General features: G+C 59.7%; 17 protein-coding genes. 15 read left to right on the forward strand and 2 right to left on the reverse strand.

What is annotated here, in order from left to right; translation table 11 throughout:
* Positions 1–188: 188 nt before the first annotated feature.
* Both clpA and clpS read right to left on the reverse strand, forming a co-directional pair.
* Positions 189–2,459: an ATP-dependent Clp protease ATP-binding subunit ClpA gene (gene clpA / locus BMY98_RS19900; protein ID WP_065989148.1), complete on the reverse strand. Its 2,271-nt coding sequence runs from the start codon at positions 2,457–2,459 to the stop codon at positions 189–191.
* Positions 2,460–2,489: 30 nt separating this feature from the next.
* Entirely contained in the window at positions 2,490–2,852 is a 363-nt protein-coding gene (gene clpS, locus BMY98_RS19905) for an ATP-dependent Clp protease adapter ClpS (RefSeq protein ID WP_074891995.1), read from the reverse strand.
* 222 nt (positions 2,853–3,074) lie between these two features.
* On the opposite strand from clpS, the gene cspD reads away from it, so the two are divergent.
* The 15 genes from cspD to nuoF all read left to right on the forward strand — a co-directional run bounded on the left by cspD (position 3,075) and on the right by nuoF (position 20,225).
* Positions 3,075–3,341 carry a cold shock domain-containing protein CspD gene (gene cspD, locus BMY98_RS19910; RefSeq protein WP_074891997.1) on the forward strand — a complete coding sequence of 89 codons (267 nt, stop codon included), beginning with the start codon at positions 3,075–3,077 and terminating at the stop codon, positions 3,339–3,341.
* Between the two features lie 597 nt (positions 3,342–3,938).
* Positions 3,939–6,164 carry an NADP-dependent isocitrate dehydrogenase gene (locus tag BMY98_RS19915; RefSeq protein ID WP_074891999.1) on the forward strand — a complete coding sequence of 742 codons (2,226 nt, stop codon included), beginning with the start codon at positions 3,939–3,941 and terminating at the stop codon, positions 6,162–6,164.
* A gap of 196 nt (positions 6,165–6,360) precedes the next feature.
* Positions 6,361–6,801: an NUDIX hydrolase gene (locus tag BMY98_RS19920; RefSeq protein WP_074892001.1), complete on the forward strand. Its 441-nt coding sequence runs from the start codon at positions 6,361–6,363 to the stop codon at positions 6,799–6,801.
* A 346-nt stretch (positions 6,802–7,147) separates the two neighbouring features.
* The gene (gene mnmA / locus BMY98_RS19925; RefSeq protein WP_074892003.1) at positions 7,148–8,278 is read left to right on the forward strand and encodes a tRNA 2-thiouridine(34) synthase MnmA; all 1,131 of its coding nucleotides are present in this window, start codon (positions 7,148–7,150) and stop codon (positions 8,276–8,278) included.
* Positions 8,278–8,898, forward strand: coding sequence for a high frequency lysogenization protein HflD (gene hflD, locus BMY98_RS19930; protein WP_074892005.1), 621 nt, complete (start codon positions 8,278–8,280; stop codon positions 8,896–8,898). The genes mnmA and hflD overlap by 1 nt, the downstream gene beginning before the upstream one ends.
* Before the next feature lie 132 nt (positions 8,899–9,030).
* Positions 9,031–10,401 (forward strand): adenylosuccinate lyase, encoded by a 1,371-nt coding sequence (gene purB / locus BMY98_RS19935; protein ID WP_074892007.1) that lies wholly within the window; start codon positions 9,031–9,033, stop codon positions 10,399–10,401.
* 84 nt (positions 10,402–10,485) lie between these two features.
* Positions 10,486–11,652, forward strand: a complete 1,167-nt coding sequence (locus BMY98_RS19940) for a ribosomal protein uL16 3-hydroxylase (RefSeq protein WP_074892009.1) — start codon at positions 10,486–10,488, stop codon at positions 11,650–11,652.
* Positions 11,645–12,070: a GNAT family N-acetyltransferase gene (locus BMY98_RS19945; RefSeq protein WP_074892011.1), complete on the forward strand. Its 426-nt coding sequence runs from the start codon at positions 11,645–11,647 to the stop codon at positions 12,068–12,070. Before BMY98_RS19940 ends, BMY98_RS19945 begins: the two co-directional genes overlap by 8 nt.
* 162 nt (positions 12,071–12,232) lie before the next feature.
* Positions 12,233–13,021 (forward strand): secretin N-terminal domain-containing protein, encoded by a 789-nt coding sequence (locus BMY98_RS19950; RefSeq protein WP_074892013.1) that lies wholly within the window; start codon positions 12,233–12,235, stop codon positions 13,019–13,021.
* A gap of 553 nt (positions 13,022–13,574) precedes the next feature.
* Positions 13,575–14,900 (forward strand): isocitrate lyase, encoded by a 1,326-nt coding sequence (gene aceA / locus BMY98_RS19955; RefSeq protein WP_074892015.1) that lies wholly within the window; start codon positions 13,575–13,577, stop codon positions 14,898–14,900.
* Positions 14,901–15,415: 515 nt separating this feature from the next.
* Positions 15,416–15,829, forward strand: coding sequence for an NADH-quinone oxidoreductase subunit A (locus BMY98_RS19960; protein WP_037008823.1), 414 nt, complete (start codon positions 15,416–15,418; stop codon positions 15,827–15,829).
* A gap of 10 nt (positions 15,830–15,839) precedes the next feature.
* On the forward strand, positions 15,840–16,514 hold the full coding sequence (locus tag BMY98_RS19965) for a NuoB/complex I 20 kDa subunit family protein (RefSeq protein ID WP_065989126.1): 675 nt from the start codon (positions 15,840–15,842) through the stop codon (positions 16,512–16,514).
* Positions 16,515–16,588: 74 nt separating this feature from the next.
* Positions 16,589–18,370, forward strand: a complete 1,782-nt coding sequence (nuoC, locus tag BMY98_RS19970) for an NADH-quinone oxidoreductase subunit C/D (RefSeq protein ID WP_074892017.1) — start codon at positions 16,589–16,591, stop codon at positions 18,368–18,370.
* A gap of 2 nt (positions 18,371–18,372) precedes the next feature.
* Positions 18,373–18,870 carry an NADH-quinone oxidoreductase subunit NuoE gene (nuoE, locus tag BMY98_RS19975; protein ID WP_074892019.1) on the forward strand — a complete coding sequence of 166 codons (498 nt, stop codon included), beginning with the start codon at positions 18,373–18,375 and terminating at the stop codon, positions 18,868–18,870.
* Positions 18,867–20,225 carry an NADH-quinone oxidoreductase subunit NuoF gene (gene nuoF, locus BMY98_RS19980; RefSeq protein ID WP_074892021.1) on the forward strand — a complete coding sequence of 453 codons (1,359 nt, stop codon included), beginning with the start codon at positions 18,867–18,869 and terminating at the stop codon, positions 20,223–20,225. Before nuoE ends, nuoF begins: the two co-directional genes overlap by 4 nt.
* Positions 20,226–20,289 lie beyond the last annotated feature (64 nt).

The following is a 20,289-nucleotide window of genomic DNA, read 5'->3' on the forward strand; positions in this document are numbered from 1 at the left end:
GAACCGGCCGGATCAAGCGGTCCTTCAGACCGCGGCAGGTTTCAACAAATGTAGGAGTGAGCTTGCTCGCGATGGCGTCGCGTCAGTCACCTCACGCATCTCAGACACCTACAAGAGTTCGGCCAATTTGCACCCACAAAAAAGGCGCCAATCGGCGCCTTTCAGGTTCGTTGCAGTGACTAGAAACGTCAGGCCATTTCAGCCGTGGTTTCGTAATCGAATGTGATCTCGCCGTCCTTGAAGTCGATGTGCACCACACCGCCATGCTCGGACAACTCGCCAAAGAGGATCTCTTCGGCCAGCGGACGCTTGATCTTGTCCTGGATCAGACGCGCCATCGGGCGTGCGCCCATCGCTGCGTCGTAACCACCTTCGGCCAGATAACCTCTCGCCGCTTCGGTCACTTCCAGCAGTACACGCTTGTCTTCCAGCTGCGCCTGAAGTTCGGTAAGGAACTTGTCCACCACGCTCTTGATAACCTCATGGCTGAGGCGACCGAATTGAATGATGGTGTCCAGACGGTTGCGGAATTCCGGCGTGAAGCTCTTCTTGATCACTTCCATCGCATCAGAAGAGTGATCCTGATGGGTGAAACCGATCGAAGCCCGCGCCGCCGTTTCAGCACCGGCGTTGGTGGTCATGATCACGATCACGTTGCGGAAGTCCGCCTTGCGCCCGTTGTTGTCGGTCAGCGTCCCGTGGTCCATGACCTGCAGGAGCAGGTTGAAGACTTCCGGGTGCGCCTTCTCGATCTCATCGAGCAGCAGCACGCAATGTGGCTGTTTGGTGACCGCTTCAGTCAGCAGCCCGCCCTGATCAAATCCGACATAGCCCGGCGGCGCACCGATCAGACGCGATACGGTGTGACGCTCCATGTACTCGGACATATCGAAACGCACCAGCTCGATACCCAGTGCCTTGGCCAGTTGACGCGCTGCCTCGGTCTTGCCGACACCGGTTGGACCGGCGAACAGGAAGGAACCGACCGGCTTGTCCGGCGACTTGAGGCCTGCACGCGACAGTTTGATCGCGGTGGACAACGAGTCGATGGCTGCATCCTGACCGAACACCGTCAGCTTCAGGTCGCGCTCCAGGTTACGCAGCAACTCTTTGTCGGAGCTGTTGACGTGCTTTGGAGGAATCCGCGCGATCTTCGCCACGATGTCTTCAACCTGTGGCACTTCAATACGCTTCACGCGCATTTCCACCGGTTGCAGCCGCTGATAGGCGCCCGCCTCGTCAATCACGTCGATGGCCTTGTCGGGCATATGACGGTCATTGATGTAGCGCGATGCCAGCTCGGCAGCGGCACGCAAGGCTTCGTCGCTGTATTCGATATTGTGATGCTGTTCGAAACGGCCTTTCAGCCCGCGCAGAATGCCGATGGTGTCTTCGACTGAAGGCTCGGAGACGTCGACCTTCTGGAAGCGACGAGCCAGCGCTCGGTCTTTCTCGAAGATGCCGCGGAATTCCTGGAACGTGGTCGACCCGATGCAGCGGATATCGCCCGACGACAGCAGCGGCTTGAGCAGGTTGGAGGCGTCCATCACGCCACCTGACGCAGCACCCGCACCGATAATGGTGTGAATTTCGTCGATGAACAGGATCGCATGCGGGCGTTTCTTCAACTCGCCGAGCAGTGCCTTGAAGCGCTTCTCGAAATCGCCACGGTACTTGGTACCGGCCAGCAGCGCGCCCAGGTCGAGGGAGTACACGACACTGTTCGCCAGCAGGTCCGGCACCTGATTGTCGACGATGCGTTTGGCCAGGCCTTCGGCAATGGCGGTTTTACCCACCCCGGCCTCGCCCACCAGCAGCGGGTTGTTCTTGCGACGCCGCGCGAGAATCTGAGCGACGCGCTCGACTTCCATCTCGCGCCCTACCAGCGGATCGATGCGGCCTTGACGGGCCAGCTCATTCAGGTTGCTCGCATAGGCATCCAGAGGATTGCCTGAGGAAGAAGACTCACCGCCCTCGTCATCCTGCATATCTTGCTCACCTTCAGATTGATCGCCATGCCCCGGCACTTTGGAAATACCGTGGGCGATATAGTTGACGACATCGATACGGGCAACGCTCTGCTGCTTGAGCAGGAACACTGCCTGGCTTTCCTGCTCGCTGAAGATTGCCACCAGCACGTTTGCGCCAGTGACTTCCCGCTTGCCGGAGCTCTGCACATGAAAAACCGCGCGCTGAAGCACGCGCTGAAAGCCGAGTGTAGGTTGGGTCTCGCGATCTTCGTCGTGGACGGGGATCAGCGGCGTGGTGGAGTCAATGAACTCCTGGAGGTCGTGTTTGAGTTTGTCGAGGTTTGCGCCGCAGGCACGCAGTACGGTGGCGGCAGCCTCATTGTCCAATAGGGCCAGCAGAAGATGCTCTACGGTCATGAACTCATGACGTTTCGAGCGGGCCTCCTTGAAAGCCAGATTGAGGGTGACTTCGAGCTCACGGTTTAACATAGCTTCACCTCATACCCAAGTGTCCGGCGGTTAACCGTCCTTCTCGATTTCACAGAGTAGCGGATGCTGGCTTTCCCTGGCGTACTGGTTGACCTGCATAGCCTTGGTCTCGGCAATGTCGCGGGTAAACAACCCGCAAACGGCCCGTCCCTCTGTATGGACGGCCAGCATGACCTTGGTCGCCAGCTCACGATTCAGGTTGAAAAACACCTCGAGCACTTCGACAACGAAATCCATCGGGGTGTAGTCATCGTTAAACAGAAGCACCTTGTACATCGGCGGCACCTGTAATGTCGGCTTGGCTTCCTGTACAGCGGTGCCCGACGCATCGTCCTCATGGGGATGCGAGTCATCCTGATTGAATGTTAGTCGAATCTTGCTGATTGCATGCATGGTAAAGAAGGTTCACAGAGGACGTGATTGAAATAAGTGGTGGCGGTGATACCGGTTTTCAACTGGACCGCCGCTTGACCTTGACTATCGGCCAATCAGTGTTACAAACAATAGAACCCACATTGGGTAAAAAGGGTCCGCGCAGTCAACCAAAATTTTTTAGGTCCGGCGGATGAGAGGTGATGATACTCCCATCGGAGTCCTTTGCAGAGGGATGTGACTATGCACAGCGGTAAGGTCAAGTGGTTCAACAACGCCAAGGGGTATGGCTTCATCGTTGAAGACGGCAAGTCTGAAGACCTGTTCGCGCACTACTCGGCGATCACTATGGAAGGCTACAAAACGCTAAAGGCCGGTCAGCCGGTTCAGTTCGAGATCATTCAAGGCCCCAAGGGAAAGCATGCGGTAGGCATCAGTGCGAAAGCAGCCGTTGATATCCCTGAAGCAGTCCTCCAGCACGAGCGACATCTAGACAAGCAGCACGCGTAGCGCACGATCACGCCTGAGCCGGACCGTTCAAGCGCGAGATTCGAAAAGCCGGTCAATCCGCTGAGGGTTGGCCGGCTTTTTTTGTGCCTCGCAGATCTCGCTCCGTACATCTATCCCGTACATCTATATAGAGGTGAACGAACGCAGCCGTGGCGCCGATGCGCCTTTAGTCGAAATCCGGTGGGTGACTCGACCAGCCGCAGCGGCTTCAGACCACTGCGACAGGTTGCCGCAGGCCCCGTGATACAAGGGTTCAAGGGTTTTCAGAGGAAATCATGACACCTCCCGAGACCCGCACCATGGTCCCGGGCACCGCAAAGCCGTCACACGAGTACCGTAGTAATGGCCGGGTGCAGTGATATACTCAGCGCCGGTGACCGTTGGGTCATTGGGGGCCGAACCACCTGAGACCAGGCTTTCAGCCCTCGACAGGCCAGACCGCTACCCGGGTCCGACCGTTTGACGCTCGACTGATGCACCCCCTATCACGCGACGAAATTCTCGACTTTCGGCTCATCGATACCTTGGGCGAAAGTGCCTACCCTGCGCATCTCGAAATTTTGTGTACGCTCAGCAAAGAAGAGAGTTATCCCGAATATGTCCAACCGCTCGAAGATCATCTACACCTTCACTGACGAAGCGCCAGCCCTCGCCACCTACTCACTGCTGCCTATCATCGAAGCGTTCACCGCCTCCGCTGACATCGCCGTTGAAACCCGCGATATCTCGCTTGCTGCCCGCATCCTCGCCAGCTTTCCCGAGCGCCTGGGTGACAAGAAGGTTTCCGACGATCTGGCAGAGCTGGGCCAACTGGCGACCACGCCTGAAGCCAACATCATCAAGCTGCCGAACATCAGCGCCTCGGTTCCCCAGCTGAAGGCCGCGATCAAGGAACTGCAAGCCAAGGGCTACGACATCCCGAACTATCCGGATGAAGTCGTGACCGAAGCCGACAAGGTTGCCCAGGCTGGCTACGACAAAGTGAAAGGCAGCGCCGTGAACCCGGTTCTGCGTGAAGGTAACTCTGATCGTCGAGCGCCACTTTCCGTCAAGAACTACGCGCGCAAGCACCCGCACAAAATGGGTGCGTGGTCTGCGGACTCCAAGTCCCATGTGGCGCACATGGACAACGGCGACTTCTACGGCAGCGAAAAATCCTCGCTGATCGAAGCCGCTGGCGCCGTCAAGATCGAACTGATCGGCAAAGACGGCAGCACCACCGTGCTGAAGGACAAGACCTCGGTACTGGCCGGCGAGATCATCGACTGCGCCCTCATGAGCAAGAAAGCCCTGCGCGCTTTCGTGGCCCGTGAAATCGAAGACGCCAAGAAGCTCGGCGTGCTGTTCTCCGTGCACTTGAAAGCCACCATGATGAAGGTCTCGGACCCGATCATGTTTGGTGAGTTCGTCGCCGAATACTATCAGGAAGCGCTGAGCAAGCACGCTGACGTCCTGAAAGAAATCGGCTTCAACCTGCACAACGGCATCGGCGACCTGTACGCCCGCATCAAAGACCTGCCGGCCGACCAGCAAGCGCAGATCGAAGCGGACGTCAAAGCCGTTTACGCGACCCGCCCTGCCCTGGCAATGGTCAACTCCGACAAAGGCATCACCAACCTGCACGTGCCGAGCGACGTCATCGTCGACGCCTCGATGCCGGCGATGATTCGTGATTCCGGCAAGATGTGGAACAACGACGGCGTCCTGCAGGACACCAAGGCCGTGATTCCGGATCGTTGCTACGCGACCATCTATCAGGCTGTGATCGAAGACTGCAAGCAACACGGCGCCTTCGACCCGACCACCATGGGCAGCGTGCCAAACGTTGGCCTCATGGCGCAGAAAGCCGAAGAGTACGGCTCGCACAACAAAACCTTCCAGATCGAAACCGATGGCGTGGTCCGTGTGACGGACGACAAAGGTAAGGTCCTCATGGAACAGAACGTTGAAGCCGGCGACATCTGGCGCATGTGCCAGACCAAGGACGCGCCGATCCAGGACTGGGTCAAACTGGCCGTCAACCGTTCGCGCCTGAGCGGCACCCCGGCCATTTTCTGGCTGGACCCTGAGCGCGCCCACGACGCGGCGATGATCAAGAAGGTCGAGCACTACCTGAAGGATCACGACACCGCAGGCCTGGACATCAGCATCCAGTCGCCAGTCGACGCGATGAAGGTATCCCTGGAGCGTATCCGCGCGGGCAAGGACACCATTTCGGTGACCGGCAACGTGCTGCGCGACTACCTGACCGACCTGTTCCCGATCATGGAACTGGGCACCAGCGCCAAGATGCTGTCCATCGTGCCGCTGATGAGTGGCGGTGGCCTGTTCGAAACCGGCGCAGGTGGTTCGGCGCCGAAGCACGTTCAACAGCTGAACGAAGAAAACTTCCTGCGCTGGGATTCGCTGGGCGAATTCCTGGCGCTGGCCGCTTCTCTCGAACACCTGGGCAACGTCTACGACAACCCGAAAGCGCTGGTACTTGCAAAAGCCCTGGACAAGGCCACCGGTCAGTTCCTGGACAACAACAAGTCACCATCGCGCAAGGTCGGCGGTATCGACAACCGTGGCAGCCACTTCTACCTGGCCACCTACTGGGCTCAGGCGCTGGCGGCACAGACCGAAGATACGGCGCTGCAAGCCAAGTTCACCGAGCTGGCAAAAACCCTGACTGCCAACGAAGCGGCCATCGTCGCCGAACTGAACAGCGTACAGGGCAAGCCATTGGACATCGGCGGCTACTACTTCCCTACCCCGGAACTGGCCAGCAACGCCATGCGCCCAAGCAAAACCCTGAACGACGCGATCAACGCGTTGAAGTAAGGCACGGCGACCGGCGGCTGAAAAGCTGTCTAGTGCGATAAGAAAGCCCTGGCCATTGCGCCGGGGCTTTTTTTTGCTGTCACCATCCCTGTAGGAGCCATCGGAGGTTAGGACGGTCGCGAATGCGGTTTACCTGACACTCCGCATCGCGACCCTCGTAAACTCGGATGGCTCCTACAGATAACGAGAAGCCCCAATGACCTGGCACCCCCACATCACCGTCGCGACCGTCATCGAAGACAACGGCCGCTTCCTGTTCGTCGAAGAATTGAAAAACGGCAAGCTGGTGCTCAATCAGCCTGCCGGGCACCTGGAGCCTGATGAGACGCTGCGTGAAGCGGCCATTCGCGAAACCCTGGAAGAAACCGGCTGGGACGTCGAACTGACCGGCGTCGTCGGCATTTACCTGTACACCGCACCGAGTAATGGCGTGACCTATCAGCGCGTGTGTTTTTCGGCCAAAGCGGTGCAACACCACCCCGAGCGAGCATTGGACACCGGCATCGTCGGCGCGCCCTGGTTCAGCCGTGACGAACTCTTCAGCCAGCCAGAGCGCTGGCGCAGCGAGCTGGTCTTGCAATGCATCGATGACTACCTTGCAGGACCGATCCACAGCCTGGAGGTTGTACGCGACTGACTGGCCTCTTCCCGGCTAAAGCCGGTCCTACAGACCGTACGCATCGTGTAGGACCGGCTTTAGCCGGGAAGGCGTCCGATGTCACACCGCGAAATTGAGGATCATCATTAAGGCCTCTTCTCAGCTGAAGCCAGCCCTACAGACCGTATGCATCTCGTAGGACCGGCTTTAGCCGGAAAAGCGTCAGATGTCCCACCGCAACATTCAGGGTGTTCATTCAGGCCTCTTCCCGGCTGAAGCCGGTCCTACTAATCCCTTGCGGCAGCGCAACTGAATAGCTTTTAGCCTTGGCGCCGACTCCCTGTTAGAATCGCGCCCTTTCCTGCTGCTATCCAATCGAATTCCTATGTCTGATTCAGCCTTTTCCGATACAGAAAAGAAGCGCGTCATTGTCGGCATGTCCGGCGGCGTGGATTCTTCGGTCTCCGCCCTTCTGCTCATGGAGCAGGGGTACCAGGTGGAAGGCCTGTTCATGAAGAACTGGGAAGAAGACGACGGAACGGAATACTGCACCGCCATGGACGACCTCGCGGACGCCCAGGCCGTGTGCGACAAGATCGGCATCAAACTGCACACCGTGAATTTCGCGGCCGAGTACTGGGATCACGTCTTCGAGCACTTCCTCGAAGAATACAAGGCCGGGCGCACGCCGAACCCGGACATCCTGTGCAACCGCGAGATCAAGTTCAAAGCTTTCCTCGACTACGCCTTCATGCTCGGCGCCGACCTGATCGCCACCGGGCATTACGTGCGTCGCCGCGATATCGACGGCCGCACCGAACTGCTCAAGGGCCTGGACCCGAACAAAGACCAGAGCTACTTCCTGCATGCCGTTGGCGGTGAGCAGATCGCCAAAACCCTGTTCCCGGTCGGTGAACTGGAGAAGCCCGAGGTCCGCGCTATCGCCGAGAAATACCAGCTGGCGACCGCGAAGAAGAAGGACTCGACCGGTATCTGCTTCATCGGCGAGCGTCGTTTTACCGACTTCCTCAAGCAATACCTGCCTGCGCAGCCCGGCGAAATCAAGACCACCGAAGGCGAAGTCATCGGTCGCCACGCCGGCTTGATGTACCACACCATCGGCCAGCGTCAGGGCCTGGGCATCGGCGGCCTGAAGGATGCCGGTGATGAGCCGTGGTACGTGTTGGTCAAGGACCTGGAGCACAACGAGCTGATCGTCGGCCAGGGCAACGAGCATCCGTGGCTGTTCTCCCGCGCCCTGCTCGCCTCTGAGATCTACTGGGTCAACCCGATCGACCTGAGCAGTCCACGCCAGCTGACCGCCAAAGTGCGTTACCGCCAAAGCGACCAGCGCTGCACCCTGGAACGCACTGAAACCGGTTATCGCGCCACCTTCGACGAGCCGCAACGCGCTGTCACCCCGGGCCAGTCCGTCGTGTTTTACGACGGCGAGGTATGCCTGGGTGGCGGCGTCATCGAAATCGCCGAGCCGTGGCATACCAGGAATGCACGTTGATGACCCCGATTCAGGAACAACTTGTCGCCCTGGCCGGGGTTTTTCAGGCTGCGGTGCTGGTCGATCGCATCGCCAAGACCGGACAGGCCGGTGAAGCAGCCGTTGGTTGCCTGATGGGCACGCTGCTGGTCATGGACCCGAAAGACACGCTGGACGTGTTTGGGGGCGACGACCTGAATCTGCATGAGGGCTATCGCGCCCTCGCCAGCGCCCTGGAACGCGATCCGGCCACGCTGCAACGGGAACCATTGCGTTATGCCCTGGCGATGCTGGGCCTGGAGCGTCAACTGTCCAAGCGCGACGACATGCTTGAAACCATTGGCAAGCGCCTGCCGCAGATCAAATCCCAGGTCGAGCATTTTGGTATCGCTCACGAGAACGTGATTGCCGCAAGCGGCGCGCTGTATCAGGACACCCTGAGCACCTTGCGTCAGCGGATTCAGGTCCACGGCGACATGCGTAATCTGCAGCAACCCAACAACGCTTCGAAAATCCGCGCCCTGCTGCTGGCCGGGATTCGCTGTGCGCGACTTTGGCGACAAGTGGGCGGTCACCGCTGGCAATTGGTCATCAGCCGTCGCAAGTTATTGAAAGAACTGTATCCATTGCTTCACCGCTGAGTGATCAACGTCACTCGGTTCGCTCCGAACCCGACATCGCGCGACTCATAGCGGTCAGCCAGCCTCGGCTGACCGGATTTTTCATGTATGATACGCGCCCCTTTTCGTCGCCTGACAGTCCGAGAACACCCCATGCAGCTTTCTTCGCTCACTGCGGTTTCCCCTGTAGATGGCCGCTACGCCGGCAAAACCCAGGCCCTGCGCCCGATTTTCAGCGAATACGGCCTGATCCGTTTCCGCGCCCTGGTGGAAGTACGCTGGCTGCAACGCCTCGCGTCTCACCCGCAAATCCCTGAAGTCCCGGCGTTCTCCGCCGAAGCCAACGCCATCCTCGATGCCCTGGCCAATGACTTCGCCCTCGAGCACGCCGAGCGCGTGAAAGAGATTGAGCGCACCACCAACCACGACGTCAAGGCGATCGAGTACCTGCTCAAGGAGCAGGCTGCGAAATTGCCGGAGCTGGCCAAGGTCAGCGAGTTCATCCACTTCGCCTGCACCAGCGAAGACATCAACAATCTGTCCCACGCGCTGATGCTGCGTGAAGGCCGTGACACCGTGCTGCTGCCGCTGATGCGTCAGATCGCCGAGTCCATCCGCGAGCTGGCGATCCGCTTCGCCGCCGTACCGATGCTCTCGCGCACCCACGGTCAGCCGGCCTCGCCGACGACCCTGGGCAAAGAACTGGCCAACGTTGTTTACCGTCTGGAGCGCCAGATCGCTCAAGTGGCCGCCGTGCCGCTGCTGGGCAAGATCAACGGCGCCGTCGGCAACTACAACGCGCACCTGTCGGCCTACCCGGACATCGACTGGGAAGCCAACGCCCGCGCCTTTATCGAAGACGAGCTGGGTCTGGGCTTCAATCCCTACACCACGCAGATCGAACCGCACGATTACATCGCTGAGCTGTTCGACGCGATCGCTCGTTACAACACGATCCTGATCGACTTTGACCGCGACATCTGGGGCTACATCTCCCTGGGCTATTTCAAGCAGCGCACCATCGCCGGTGAAATCGGTTCGTCGACCATGCCGCACAAGGTCAACCCGATCGACTTCGAAAACTCCGAAGGCAACCTCGGCATCGCCAATGCACTGTTCCAGCATCTGGCCAGCAAATTGCCGATCTCCCGCTGGCAGCGTGACCTGACCGACTCCACCGTGCTGCGCAACCTCGGCGTGGGCTTCGCTCACAGCGTGATTGCCTACGAAGCGAGCCTGAAAGGCATCAGCAAGCTGGAACTCAACGAGCAGAAGATCGCCGCCGATCTGGACGCTTGCTGGGAAGTCCTGGCCGAGCCGATCCAGACAGTCATGCGTCGCTACGACATCGAGAACCCGTACGAGAAGCTCAAGGAATTGACGCGCGGCAAGGGCATCGGCCCTGAAGCGCTGCTGACCTTCATCGACGGTCTGGACATGCCTGCCGAAGCCAAGGCCGAGCTGAAGAAGCTCACGCCGGCGAACTACATCGGCAACGCCGTGGCGCAAGCCAAGCGCATCTGACCGCATTGCACCCGCTCTGAACGCCCGGCTGAGCCGGGCGTTTTTATTCCCGCCGTAAAAACTCGTTTTTTCAATAGGTTACACATGAATCCTGACATCCCTCTTCAGCTCCTAGGTGGCATCACAGCGCGCGAGTTCCTGCGTGACTACTGGCAGAAGAAACCTTTGCTGATTCGTCAGGCCATTCCAGACTTCCAGAGCCCGATCGATGCCGACGAACTGGCCGGCCTGGCACTGGAAGAAGAAGTCGAATCGCGCCTGGTCCTCGAGAAAGGCGAGCGTCCGTGGGAGCTGCGCCGCGGCCCGTTCGCCGAGGACGACTTCAGCAAACTGCCGGAACGCGAGTGGACCTTGCTGGTGCAGGCCGTGGATCAGTTCGTGCCTGAAGTCAGCGAATTACTGGAAAACTTCCGCTTCCTGCCGAGCTGGCGCATCGATGACGTGATGATCAGCTACGCCGCGCCGGGTGGCAGCGTGGGTCCGCATTTCGACAACTACGACGTGTTCCTGCTGCAGGGCCACGGCAAGCGTCACTGGCAGATCGGCCAGATGTGCGACTCCGAGAGCAAACTGCTCGAGCACGCCGACCTGCGCATCCTCGCCGACTTCCAGGGTACGGACGAGTGGACGCTGGAACCGGGCGACATGCTCTACCTGCCGCCGCGCCTGGCCCACTGCGGCGTCGCGGTGGATGAGTGCCTGACCTACTCGGTCGGCTTCCGCGCGCCAAGCGCTGCCGAGGTGCTGACCCATTTCACAGACTTCCTCAGCCAGTTCATGCCTGAAGAAGAGCGCTACACCGACGCCGACGCGCAGCCGGTCAGCGATCCTCACCAGATTCAGCACGACGCCCTCGACCGCCTGAAAGGTTTGCTGGCCGAGCACATGGGTGACGAGCGCTTGCTGCTGACCTGGTTCGGCCAGTTCATGACCGAGCCTCGTTATCCCGAGTTGGTGGTTGGCCCGGAACTGGCCGAGAGCGAGCTGCTCGACAGCCTGGAACAGGGCGCCGTGCTGATCCGCAATCCGAGCGCGCGACTGGCGTGGTCGGAAGTCGACGACGACCTGCTGCTGTTCGCCAGCGGTCAGAGCCGTCTGTTGCCGGGCCATCTGCGTGAACTGCTGAAAATGATCTGCGCAGCCGATGCGCTGCACATCGACAATCTTGGCCAATGGCTGGCAGATGACGATGGACGTAACCTGCTCTGTGAGCTGGTCAAACAAGGAAGTCTGGGGTTTGCTGATGAATAAGATCCACGTACGGGTAGCCGACTGGCAGAAAGACAACGCCGACATTCGGCGAATTCGTGACGCCGTGTTCGTGTTTGAACAGTCGGTTCCGCCCGAACTGGAATGGGACTCGGAAGATGCAGGCGCCCTGCATTTTCTGGCGCTTGAAGGGGATTACGCCGTGGGCACCGCGCGCTTGCTGCCCGATGGTGAATTCGGCCGACTGTCCGTGCTCAAGGACTGGCGCGGCCTGAACGTGGGTGAGGCGTTGATCACCGCGATCCTCGCCGAAGCACAGCGCCGCGACCTGAAACAGACGCGGCTCAGCGCACAGGTTCATGCCACGGCGCTGTATGAGCGCTTTGGCTTTACCGTGGTGAGCGACGAGTTTCTCGAAGCCGGCCTTCCCCATGTGGACATGGTGCGCAACTCGCACTGACTGCACCTGGCGACATTTGCGCCCCGGCGTTCGCGCTTCAGCTGCCTAAGCTGAAACAAAAGCACCGGGGCGTTTTGCTGTCTGCGATTCAACTTGGTGCTGCCCAGGCCGACAAACTGGCAAACTCGTCGTTCAGACGCGACCCTCGCGGAGACCACACCGATGTCATTACGCACCCTGCTCGCTTCACTGCTGTTGGCTTGCAGCTTCACGGCCGCGGCCGCCACTGAAGTCATCCCCCTGAATTACCGCACCAGCGACGATTTGCTGCCCACCGTGAAGTCGTTCCTGGGCAACGAAGGCAGCGTCAATGCCTATGGCAACAAGCTCATCGTCAACGCCGAACCGGACAAGATCAGCGAACTGCGCGACCTCCTCGGCCAGCTCGACACGGCGCCCAAGCGTCTGATGATCAGCGTCGACACCAGCGACAGCACGGTGCAGAGCGACCAGGGCTACTCGGTCAACGGCACCGTGCGCTCCCAGGACGGACGCATCAGCGCCGACGGCCGGACGCGCATCCAGAATTACGGCACCGCCAGCCGCGAGGGTGGCGTGCAACAGGTTCAGGCCAACGAAGGGACGCCGGCGCTGATCCAGATGGGCCAGAGCATACCGATCACCTCGGTTCAGTCCGACGGCTATGGCTACCCGCAGACCAACACGCAATACCGCAACGTGACCCAGGGCTTCTATGTCACGGCGACGGTCACCGGCGACATCGTCCATCTGAACATCAGCACCAACAACGACCGCATGAGCCAGCAACAGGCTGACGCGATCAAGGTGCAGAGTACCGACACGCAAGTCAGTGGTCGGCTGGGTGAGTGGATCACGCTGGCCGGCGCCAGCGATCAGTCCCGTGCCGACGAACACGGCGTCGTCCGACGTTACTCGACACAGGGCAGCAACGACATGCAGCTGCGGGTGAAGGTCGATAGCCTGGATTGAGGGGACATCGTTTACGCCTCCACTGAATCGACGCCCTGCAATCTGTAGGATTTCGCACCAGACGTAGGTAATGACATCGATCCTGAGACGCAACGGCCTCACTGATAAATGTAGTGCCCGATCCGGCACTACATCTAGTCCCTCTCCTGTGACCGCCCCGTATTCACGGTGACTTCCCCTTCCAGCACTTGCCCGCCCGAAACTGACCGAGGAGTCGCATTAGACGAAATATGTAGTGCGACTAAAAAGGCACTACAAAGTGTTTGACGAAGCAAAATTGCCGAGGCATGATGGCCTCGCTCCCGCTGATCAGAGGCTGTGCAGAACGCCTCCTGATCGCGCCCGAACTCAACACGTTCGTGCCGATTAGCGTCATTTACGCCCACAAGGCAGCTTCATCGCCTCATCATCTCGATGGCGAATAACCTGACTGAGAAAAGCATGCTCTCCGATTCAGCGAGCAGCCATCAGTGCGCCTTGAAGAAAGACCGGCGCCGGCGAAGCAAGGAGCTTCACCTCAAGACCCACAACACCAAGCAACGAGGTTTACCCCATGGCACTGACACGCGAACAACAAATTGCAGCCATCGAGAAAGACTGGGCCGAGAATCCACGCTGGAAAGGCGTAACCCGCACCTATTCCGCTGCTGACGTCGTCCGCCTGCGTGGCTCGGTTCAGCCTGAACACACGTTTGCAAAGCTGGGCGCTGACAAGCTGTGGAACCTGGTAACTCAGGGCGCCCGGCCTTCCTTCCGTCCCGACAAGGATTTCGTCAACTGCATGGGCGCACTCACCGGTGGCCAGGCCGTGCAACAAGTCAAAGCCGGCATCCAGGCGATCTACCTGTCTGGCTGGCAAGTCGCGGCGGACAACAACTCCGCCGAATCGATGTACCCCGATCAGTCGCTGTATCCGGTGGACTCGGTGCCGACGGTGGTCAAGCGGATCAACAACTCGTTCCGCCGCGCCGACCAGATCCAGTGGAAAGCCGGCAAGAACCCGGGCGACGAAGGTTATATCGATTACTTCGCGCCGATCGTTGCCGACGCCGAAGCTGGTTTCGGCGGCGTGCTCAACGCTTATGAGCTGATGAAGAGCATGATCGAGGCAGGCGCTGCCGGCGTGCACTTCGAAGACCAACTGGCCTCGGTGAAAAAATGCGGCCATATGGGCGGCAAGGTTCTGGTCCCCACCCAGGAAGCGGTACAGAAGCTGGTGGCCGCCCGCCTGGCGGCTGACGTTGCCGGCGTGCCGACCATTATTCTGGCGCGCACCGACGCCAACGCTGCGGACCTTCTGACGTCGGACTGCGACCCGTACGACCAGCCGTTCGTGACCGGGACCCGCACGCCGGAAGGCTTCTACAAAGTACGGGCCGGCCTGGACCAGGCGATTGCCCGCGGCCTGGCGTACGCGCCATATGCCGATCTGATCTGGTGTGAAACCGCCAAGCCGGATCTGGACGAGGCCCGTCGCTTCGCCGAGGCGATCAAACAGGAATACCCGGATCAGCTGCTGTCCTACAACTGCTCGCCTTCCTTCAACTGGAAGAAGAACCTGGACGACGCGACTATCGCCAAATTCCAGCGCGAGCTTTCAGCCATGGGCTACAAGCATCAGTTCATTACGCTGGCAGGCATCCACAACATGTGGCACAGCATGTTCAACCTGGCGCACGACTACGCCCGCAACGACATGACTGCCTACGTAAAACTGCAAGAACAGGAGTTCGCTGACGCCGCGAAGGGCTACACGTTCGTGGCGCACCAGCAGGAAGTGGGCACTGGCTACTTCGATGACATGACCACGGTCATCCAGGGCGGCAAGTCTTCAGTGACCGCATTGACCGGGTCGACGGAGGAAGAACAGTTCCATTGACACTGTTCGAACCGCTGGCTTCGCGGTGAACGACGGTCCTACCGAATACAGGAGCCGCCTTCGGGCGGCTTTCTGCTGGCTATCCCGGAATTAACCTACGTTAACAGTCAACCATTGGCGATAGACAACTCCCATCACCTCATAAAAGTTAATTAATCAGGCAAGCAATAACCCGCTAACTTCGACCTGATAATTAATGGGAACTTCGTCACATGCCGGTGACACACCACAGACACCCTTCCAAATGATATTTATTATCATTTAAGCGCTGGCTAATTGCCCCCCTTCCCTACGACACATATTTATCCAAACTGCCTTCAACGCCCGCCCCTGCTGGGGCTACGCATGAAAACCGTGACCTATCTCATTAATCCTTCGAATAAATTTGATGCAGAAAATTTACTTGCCCTCCTTTTGCACATAAAATCCCGGGATTGATCGCACTGCGACATATCGTCACTGCTTCTACTTCTTTCAAGCCCAGAGACCTTTGCTCTCTGTTAAGGACTGCCAGCATGCCCGACTCGACAGGATTGATTGCCCACAATTGGGGCTTCGCCGTGTTTCTCCTTGGTGTCGTCGGCCTCTGCGCCTTCATGCTCGGTCTGTCCAGCCTGCTGGGCTCCAAAGCCTGGGGCCGCAGCAAAAACGAACCGTTCGAATCCGGCATGCTGCCCACCGGCGGCGCCCGTCTGCGGCTCTCGGCAAAATTCTATCTGGTCGCGATGTTGTTCGTGATTTTCGACATTGAAGCCCTCTTTCTGTACGCCTGGTCTGTGTCCGTCCGCGAAAGCGGCTGGACCGGCTTCGCCGAAGCGCTCGTTTTCATAGCAATTCTGTTGGCAGGTCTTGTCTACCTATGGCGGGTAGGGGCGCTCGATTGGGCTCCCGTTGGTCGTCGTAACCGGCAGGCGAAGCTAAAACAATGAGGCTTTGGCAATGCAATATAATCTCACCAGGATCGACCCGGATGCTCCTAACGAGCAGTACCCCATCGGCGAACGCGAAGTCGTTTCCGATCCGTTAGAAGACCAAGTCCACAAAAACATCTACATGGGCAAGCTCGAAGACGTGCTGAACGGTGCCGTCAACTGGGGTCGCAAGAACTCCCTTTGGCCGTACAACTTCGGTCTGTCGTGCTGCTATGTGGAAATGACCACCGCCTTCACGGCGCCCCATGACATCGCGCGCTTCGGCGCCGAAGTGATCCGGGCATCGCCGCGTCAGGCGGATTTCATGGTGATCGCCGGCACACCGTTTCTGAAGATGGCCCCGATCATCCAGCGTCTCTACGAGCAGATGCTGGAGCCCAAGTGGGTGATCTCCATGGGCGCCTGTGCCAACTCCGGTGGCATGTACGACATCTATTCCGTGGTTCAGGGCGTGGATAAATTCCTCCCTGTGGATGTTTACGTGCCCGGCTGCCCGCCCCGTCCAGAGGCGTTTCTGCAAGGCTTGATGCTGCTGCAGGAATCCATTGGCCAGGAGCGTCGTCCCCTTTCCTGGGTCGTCGGTGACCAGGGCGTTTATCGCGCCGAGATGCCGTCGCAGAAGGAACAGCGCCGCGAACAACGTATTGCGGTGACCAACCTGCGCAGCCCCGACGAAGTCTGATCCAGTTTTTCTTTTACAAAAAGAAGCCTGAACCTGGGTTCATTCTGTACGTTGACCGATAGCGATCGAGACCTATGACTGCAGACACCGCTCTGTACATCCCGCCTCACAAGGCTGACGACCAAGAAGTCGTCGTTGAACTCCATAACCGTTTTGGCGCTGAAGCCTTCAGCGCCCAGTCCACCGTCACTGGCATGCCTGTGCTGTGGGTGCAACGTGCGCGGCTGATTGAAATCCTGACCTTCCTGCGTCAGATGCCCAAGCCGTACGTGATGCTTTACGACCTGCACGGCGTCGACGAACGCCTGCGTACCAAGCGCCGCGGTTTGCCGGATGCCGACTTCACCGTGTTCTATCACCTGATTTCGATAGAACGTAACAGCGACGTGATGCTCAAGGTCGCGCTGTCAGAAAGTGACCTGAGCATGCCGACCGTCACCGGCATCTGGCCGAACGCCAACTGGTACGAGCGTGAAGTCTGGGACATGTTCGGGATCGACTTCCCGGGCCACCCGCACCTGACCCGCATCATGATGCCGCCCACCTGGGAAGGTCACCCGCTGCGCAAGGACTTCCCGGCACGTGCCACCGAGTTCGACCCGTACAGCCTGACTCTCGCCAAGCAGCAGCTGGAAGAGGAAGCCGCGCGTTTCCGGCCGGAAGACTGGGGCATGAAGCGTTCCGGCACCAACGAGGACTACATGTTCCTCAACCTGGGCCCGAACCACCCTTCGGCCCACGGTGCGTTCCGCATCATCCTGCAGCTGGACGGCGAAGAGATCGTCGACTGCGTGCCGGACATCGGTTACCACCACCGTGGCGCCGAGAAAATGGCCGAGCGCCAGTCCTGGCACAGCTACATTCCGTACACCGACCGCATCGATTACCTCGGCGGCGTGATGAACAACCTACCTTACGTGCTCTCGGTCGAGAAACTGGCCGGCATCACCGTACCGGATCGGGTCAACGTCATTCGCATCATGATGTCCGAGTTCTTCCGCATCACCAGCCACCTGCTGTTCCTGGGGACCTACATCCAGGACGTGGGCGCCATGACCCCGGTGTTCTTCACGTTCACTGACCGTCAGCGCGCCTACACCGTGATCGAAGCCGTCACCGGTTTCCGTCTGCACCCGGCCTGGTTCCGCATCGGCGGTGTCGCCCACGACCTGCCGCGCGGGTGGGAAAAACTGGTCAAGGACTTCATCGACTGGATGCCCAAGCGTCTGGACGAGTACACCAAGGCAGCGCTGCAGAACAGCATCCTCAAAGGTCGTACCGTCGGCGTTGCCGCGTACAACACCAAAGAAGCGCTGGAATGGGGCGTCACCGGGCCCAGCCTGCGCGCGACCGGTCTGGACTTCGACCTGCGCAAGGCGCGTCCGTATTCGGGTTACGAGAACTTCGAATTCGAAGTGCCCCTGGCCCACGACGGCGACGCCTACGATCGCTGCATCGTGCGCGTCGAAGAGATGCGCCAGAGCCTGAAGATCATCGAGCAGTGCATGCGCAACATGCCGGCCGGCCCGTACAAGGCGGATCACCCGCTGACCACGCCGCCGCCGAAAGAACGCACCCTGCAGCACATCGAAACCCTGATCACGCACTTCCTGCAGGTTTCGTGGGGCCCGGTCATGCCGGCCAACGAATCCTTCCAGATGATCGAGGCGACCAAGGGCATCAACAGTTATTACCTGACGAGCGACGGCGGCACCATGAGCTACCGTACCCGGATTCGCACCCCAAGCTACCCGCACCTGCAGCAGATCCCTTCGGTGATCAAGGGCAGCATGGTCGCGGACTTGATTGCGTACCTGGGTAGTATCGATTTCGTTATGGCCGACGTGGACCGCTAAGCATGAACAGCACGCTTATCCAGACAGACCGTTTCGCCCTGAGCGAATCCGAGCGCTCGGCCATCGAGCACGAAATGCATCACTACGAGGACCCGCGCGCGGCGTCCATCGAAGCCCTGAAAATCGTCCAGAAGGAACGCGGCTGGGTGCCGGACGGCGCCATCTATGCCATCGGCGAAGTGCTGGGCATCCCCGCCAGCGACGTTGAAGGCGTGGCGACGTTCTATAGCCAGATCTTCCGTCAGCCGGTGGGCCGCCACATCATTCGCGTCTGCAACAGCATGGTCTGCTTCATCGCCGGTCACGAAGACATCGTTGGCGAGATTCAGAGCAAGCTGGGCATCGGCCTGGGTCAGACCACCGCCGACGGCCGCTTCACGCTGCTGCCGGCCTGCTGCCTGGGCAACTGTGACAAGGCGCCGGCGGTCATGATCGACGACGATACTTTCGGCAATCTGCAGCCTGCGGGCGTCGCCCCGCTGCTGGAGGGTTACGTATGACCATCACTTCCTTCGGCCCCGCCAACCTGATCGCCCGCGCCCCGGAAACCCATCCGCTGACCTGGCGTCTGCGCGATGACGGCGAGCCGGTGTGGCTCGATGAATATCAGAAGAAAGACGGCTACGCAGCGGCGCGCAAAGCGTTCGCCACGCAGTCGCCCGATGAAATCGTCCAGGCCGTTAAAGACTCCGGTCTCAAAGGCCGAGGCGGCGCAGGCTTTCCCACGGGCGTGAAGTGGGGGCTGATGCCCAAAGACGAATCCATGAACATCCGTTACCTGCTGTGTAACGCCGATGAAATGGAGCCGAATACCTGGAAGGACCGCATGCTGATGGAGCAACTGCCCCATCTGCTCATCGAAGGCATGCTGATCAGTGCTCGCGCCCTGAAGGCCTACCGCGGTTACATCTTCCTGCGCGGCGAATACGTGACGGCCGCCAGGCATCTGAACCGTGCCGTGGCTGAAGCCAAGGCCGCAGGCCTGCTGGGCAAGAATATCCTCGGCACCGGTTTTGATTTCGAGCTGATCGTGCACACCGGCGCCGGGCGCTACATCTGCGGTGAAGAAACCGCGCTGATCAACTCCCTGGAAGGCCGTCGCGCCAACCCGCGTTCCAAGCCGCCCTTCCCTGCCGCCGTTGGTGTGTGGGGCAAGCCGACCTGCGTGAACAACGTCGAGACCCTGTGCAACGTGCCGGCCATCGTTAACAACGGCAACGATTGGTACAAAGCCATCGCGCGTCCGGGCAGCGAAGACATGGGCACCAAGATCATGGGCTTCTCCGGCAAGGTGAAGAACCCGGGCCTGTGGGAATTGCCATTCGGCTTGCCAGCACGCGAGTTGTTCGAAGACTACGCGGGCGGCATGCGTGACGGCTTCAAGCTCAAGTGCTGGCAACCAGGTGGGGCAGGCACAGGCTTCCTGCTTCCCGAACATCTGGATTGCCAGTTCTATGCAGGCGGTGTCGCCAAGGTGGGCACGCGGATGGGCACCGGCATGGCGATGGCGGTTGACGACAAGGTCAACATGGTCTCGCTGATGCGCAACCTGGAAGAGTTCTTCTCCCAGGAATCGTGCGGCTTCTGCACACCGTGCCGCGACGGCTTGCCGTGGAGCGTGAAAATCCTGCGTTCCATCGAAAAAGGCGAGGGTCAACCCGGCGATATCGAGACGCTGCTGGGCCTGGTTAACTTCCTCGGCCCTGGCAAGACGTTCTGTGCTCACGCACCGGGCGCCGTGGAACCGCTGGGCGCCGCGATCAAGTATTTCCGGTCTGAGTTCGAAGCAGGTATCGCCCCGGCACGTCCGGGCAGCCTGACTCAAGTCAGCAGCCCGACGGTGGTTGGCGCATAACACGATAAACGGTTGGTGGCCCACAAGGCCGCCTCCCCTGCATCCGACGACGCCGCGAGGCTGT

Source organism: Pseudomonas graminis, assembly GCF_900111735.1.
Classification (GTDB): Bacteria; Pseudomonadota; Gammaproteobacteria; order Pseudomonadales; family Pseudomonadaceae; genus Aquipseudomonas; species Aquipseudomonas graminis.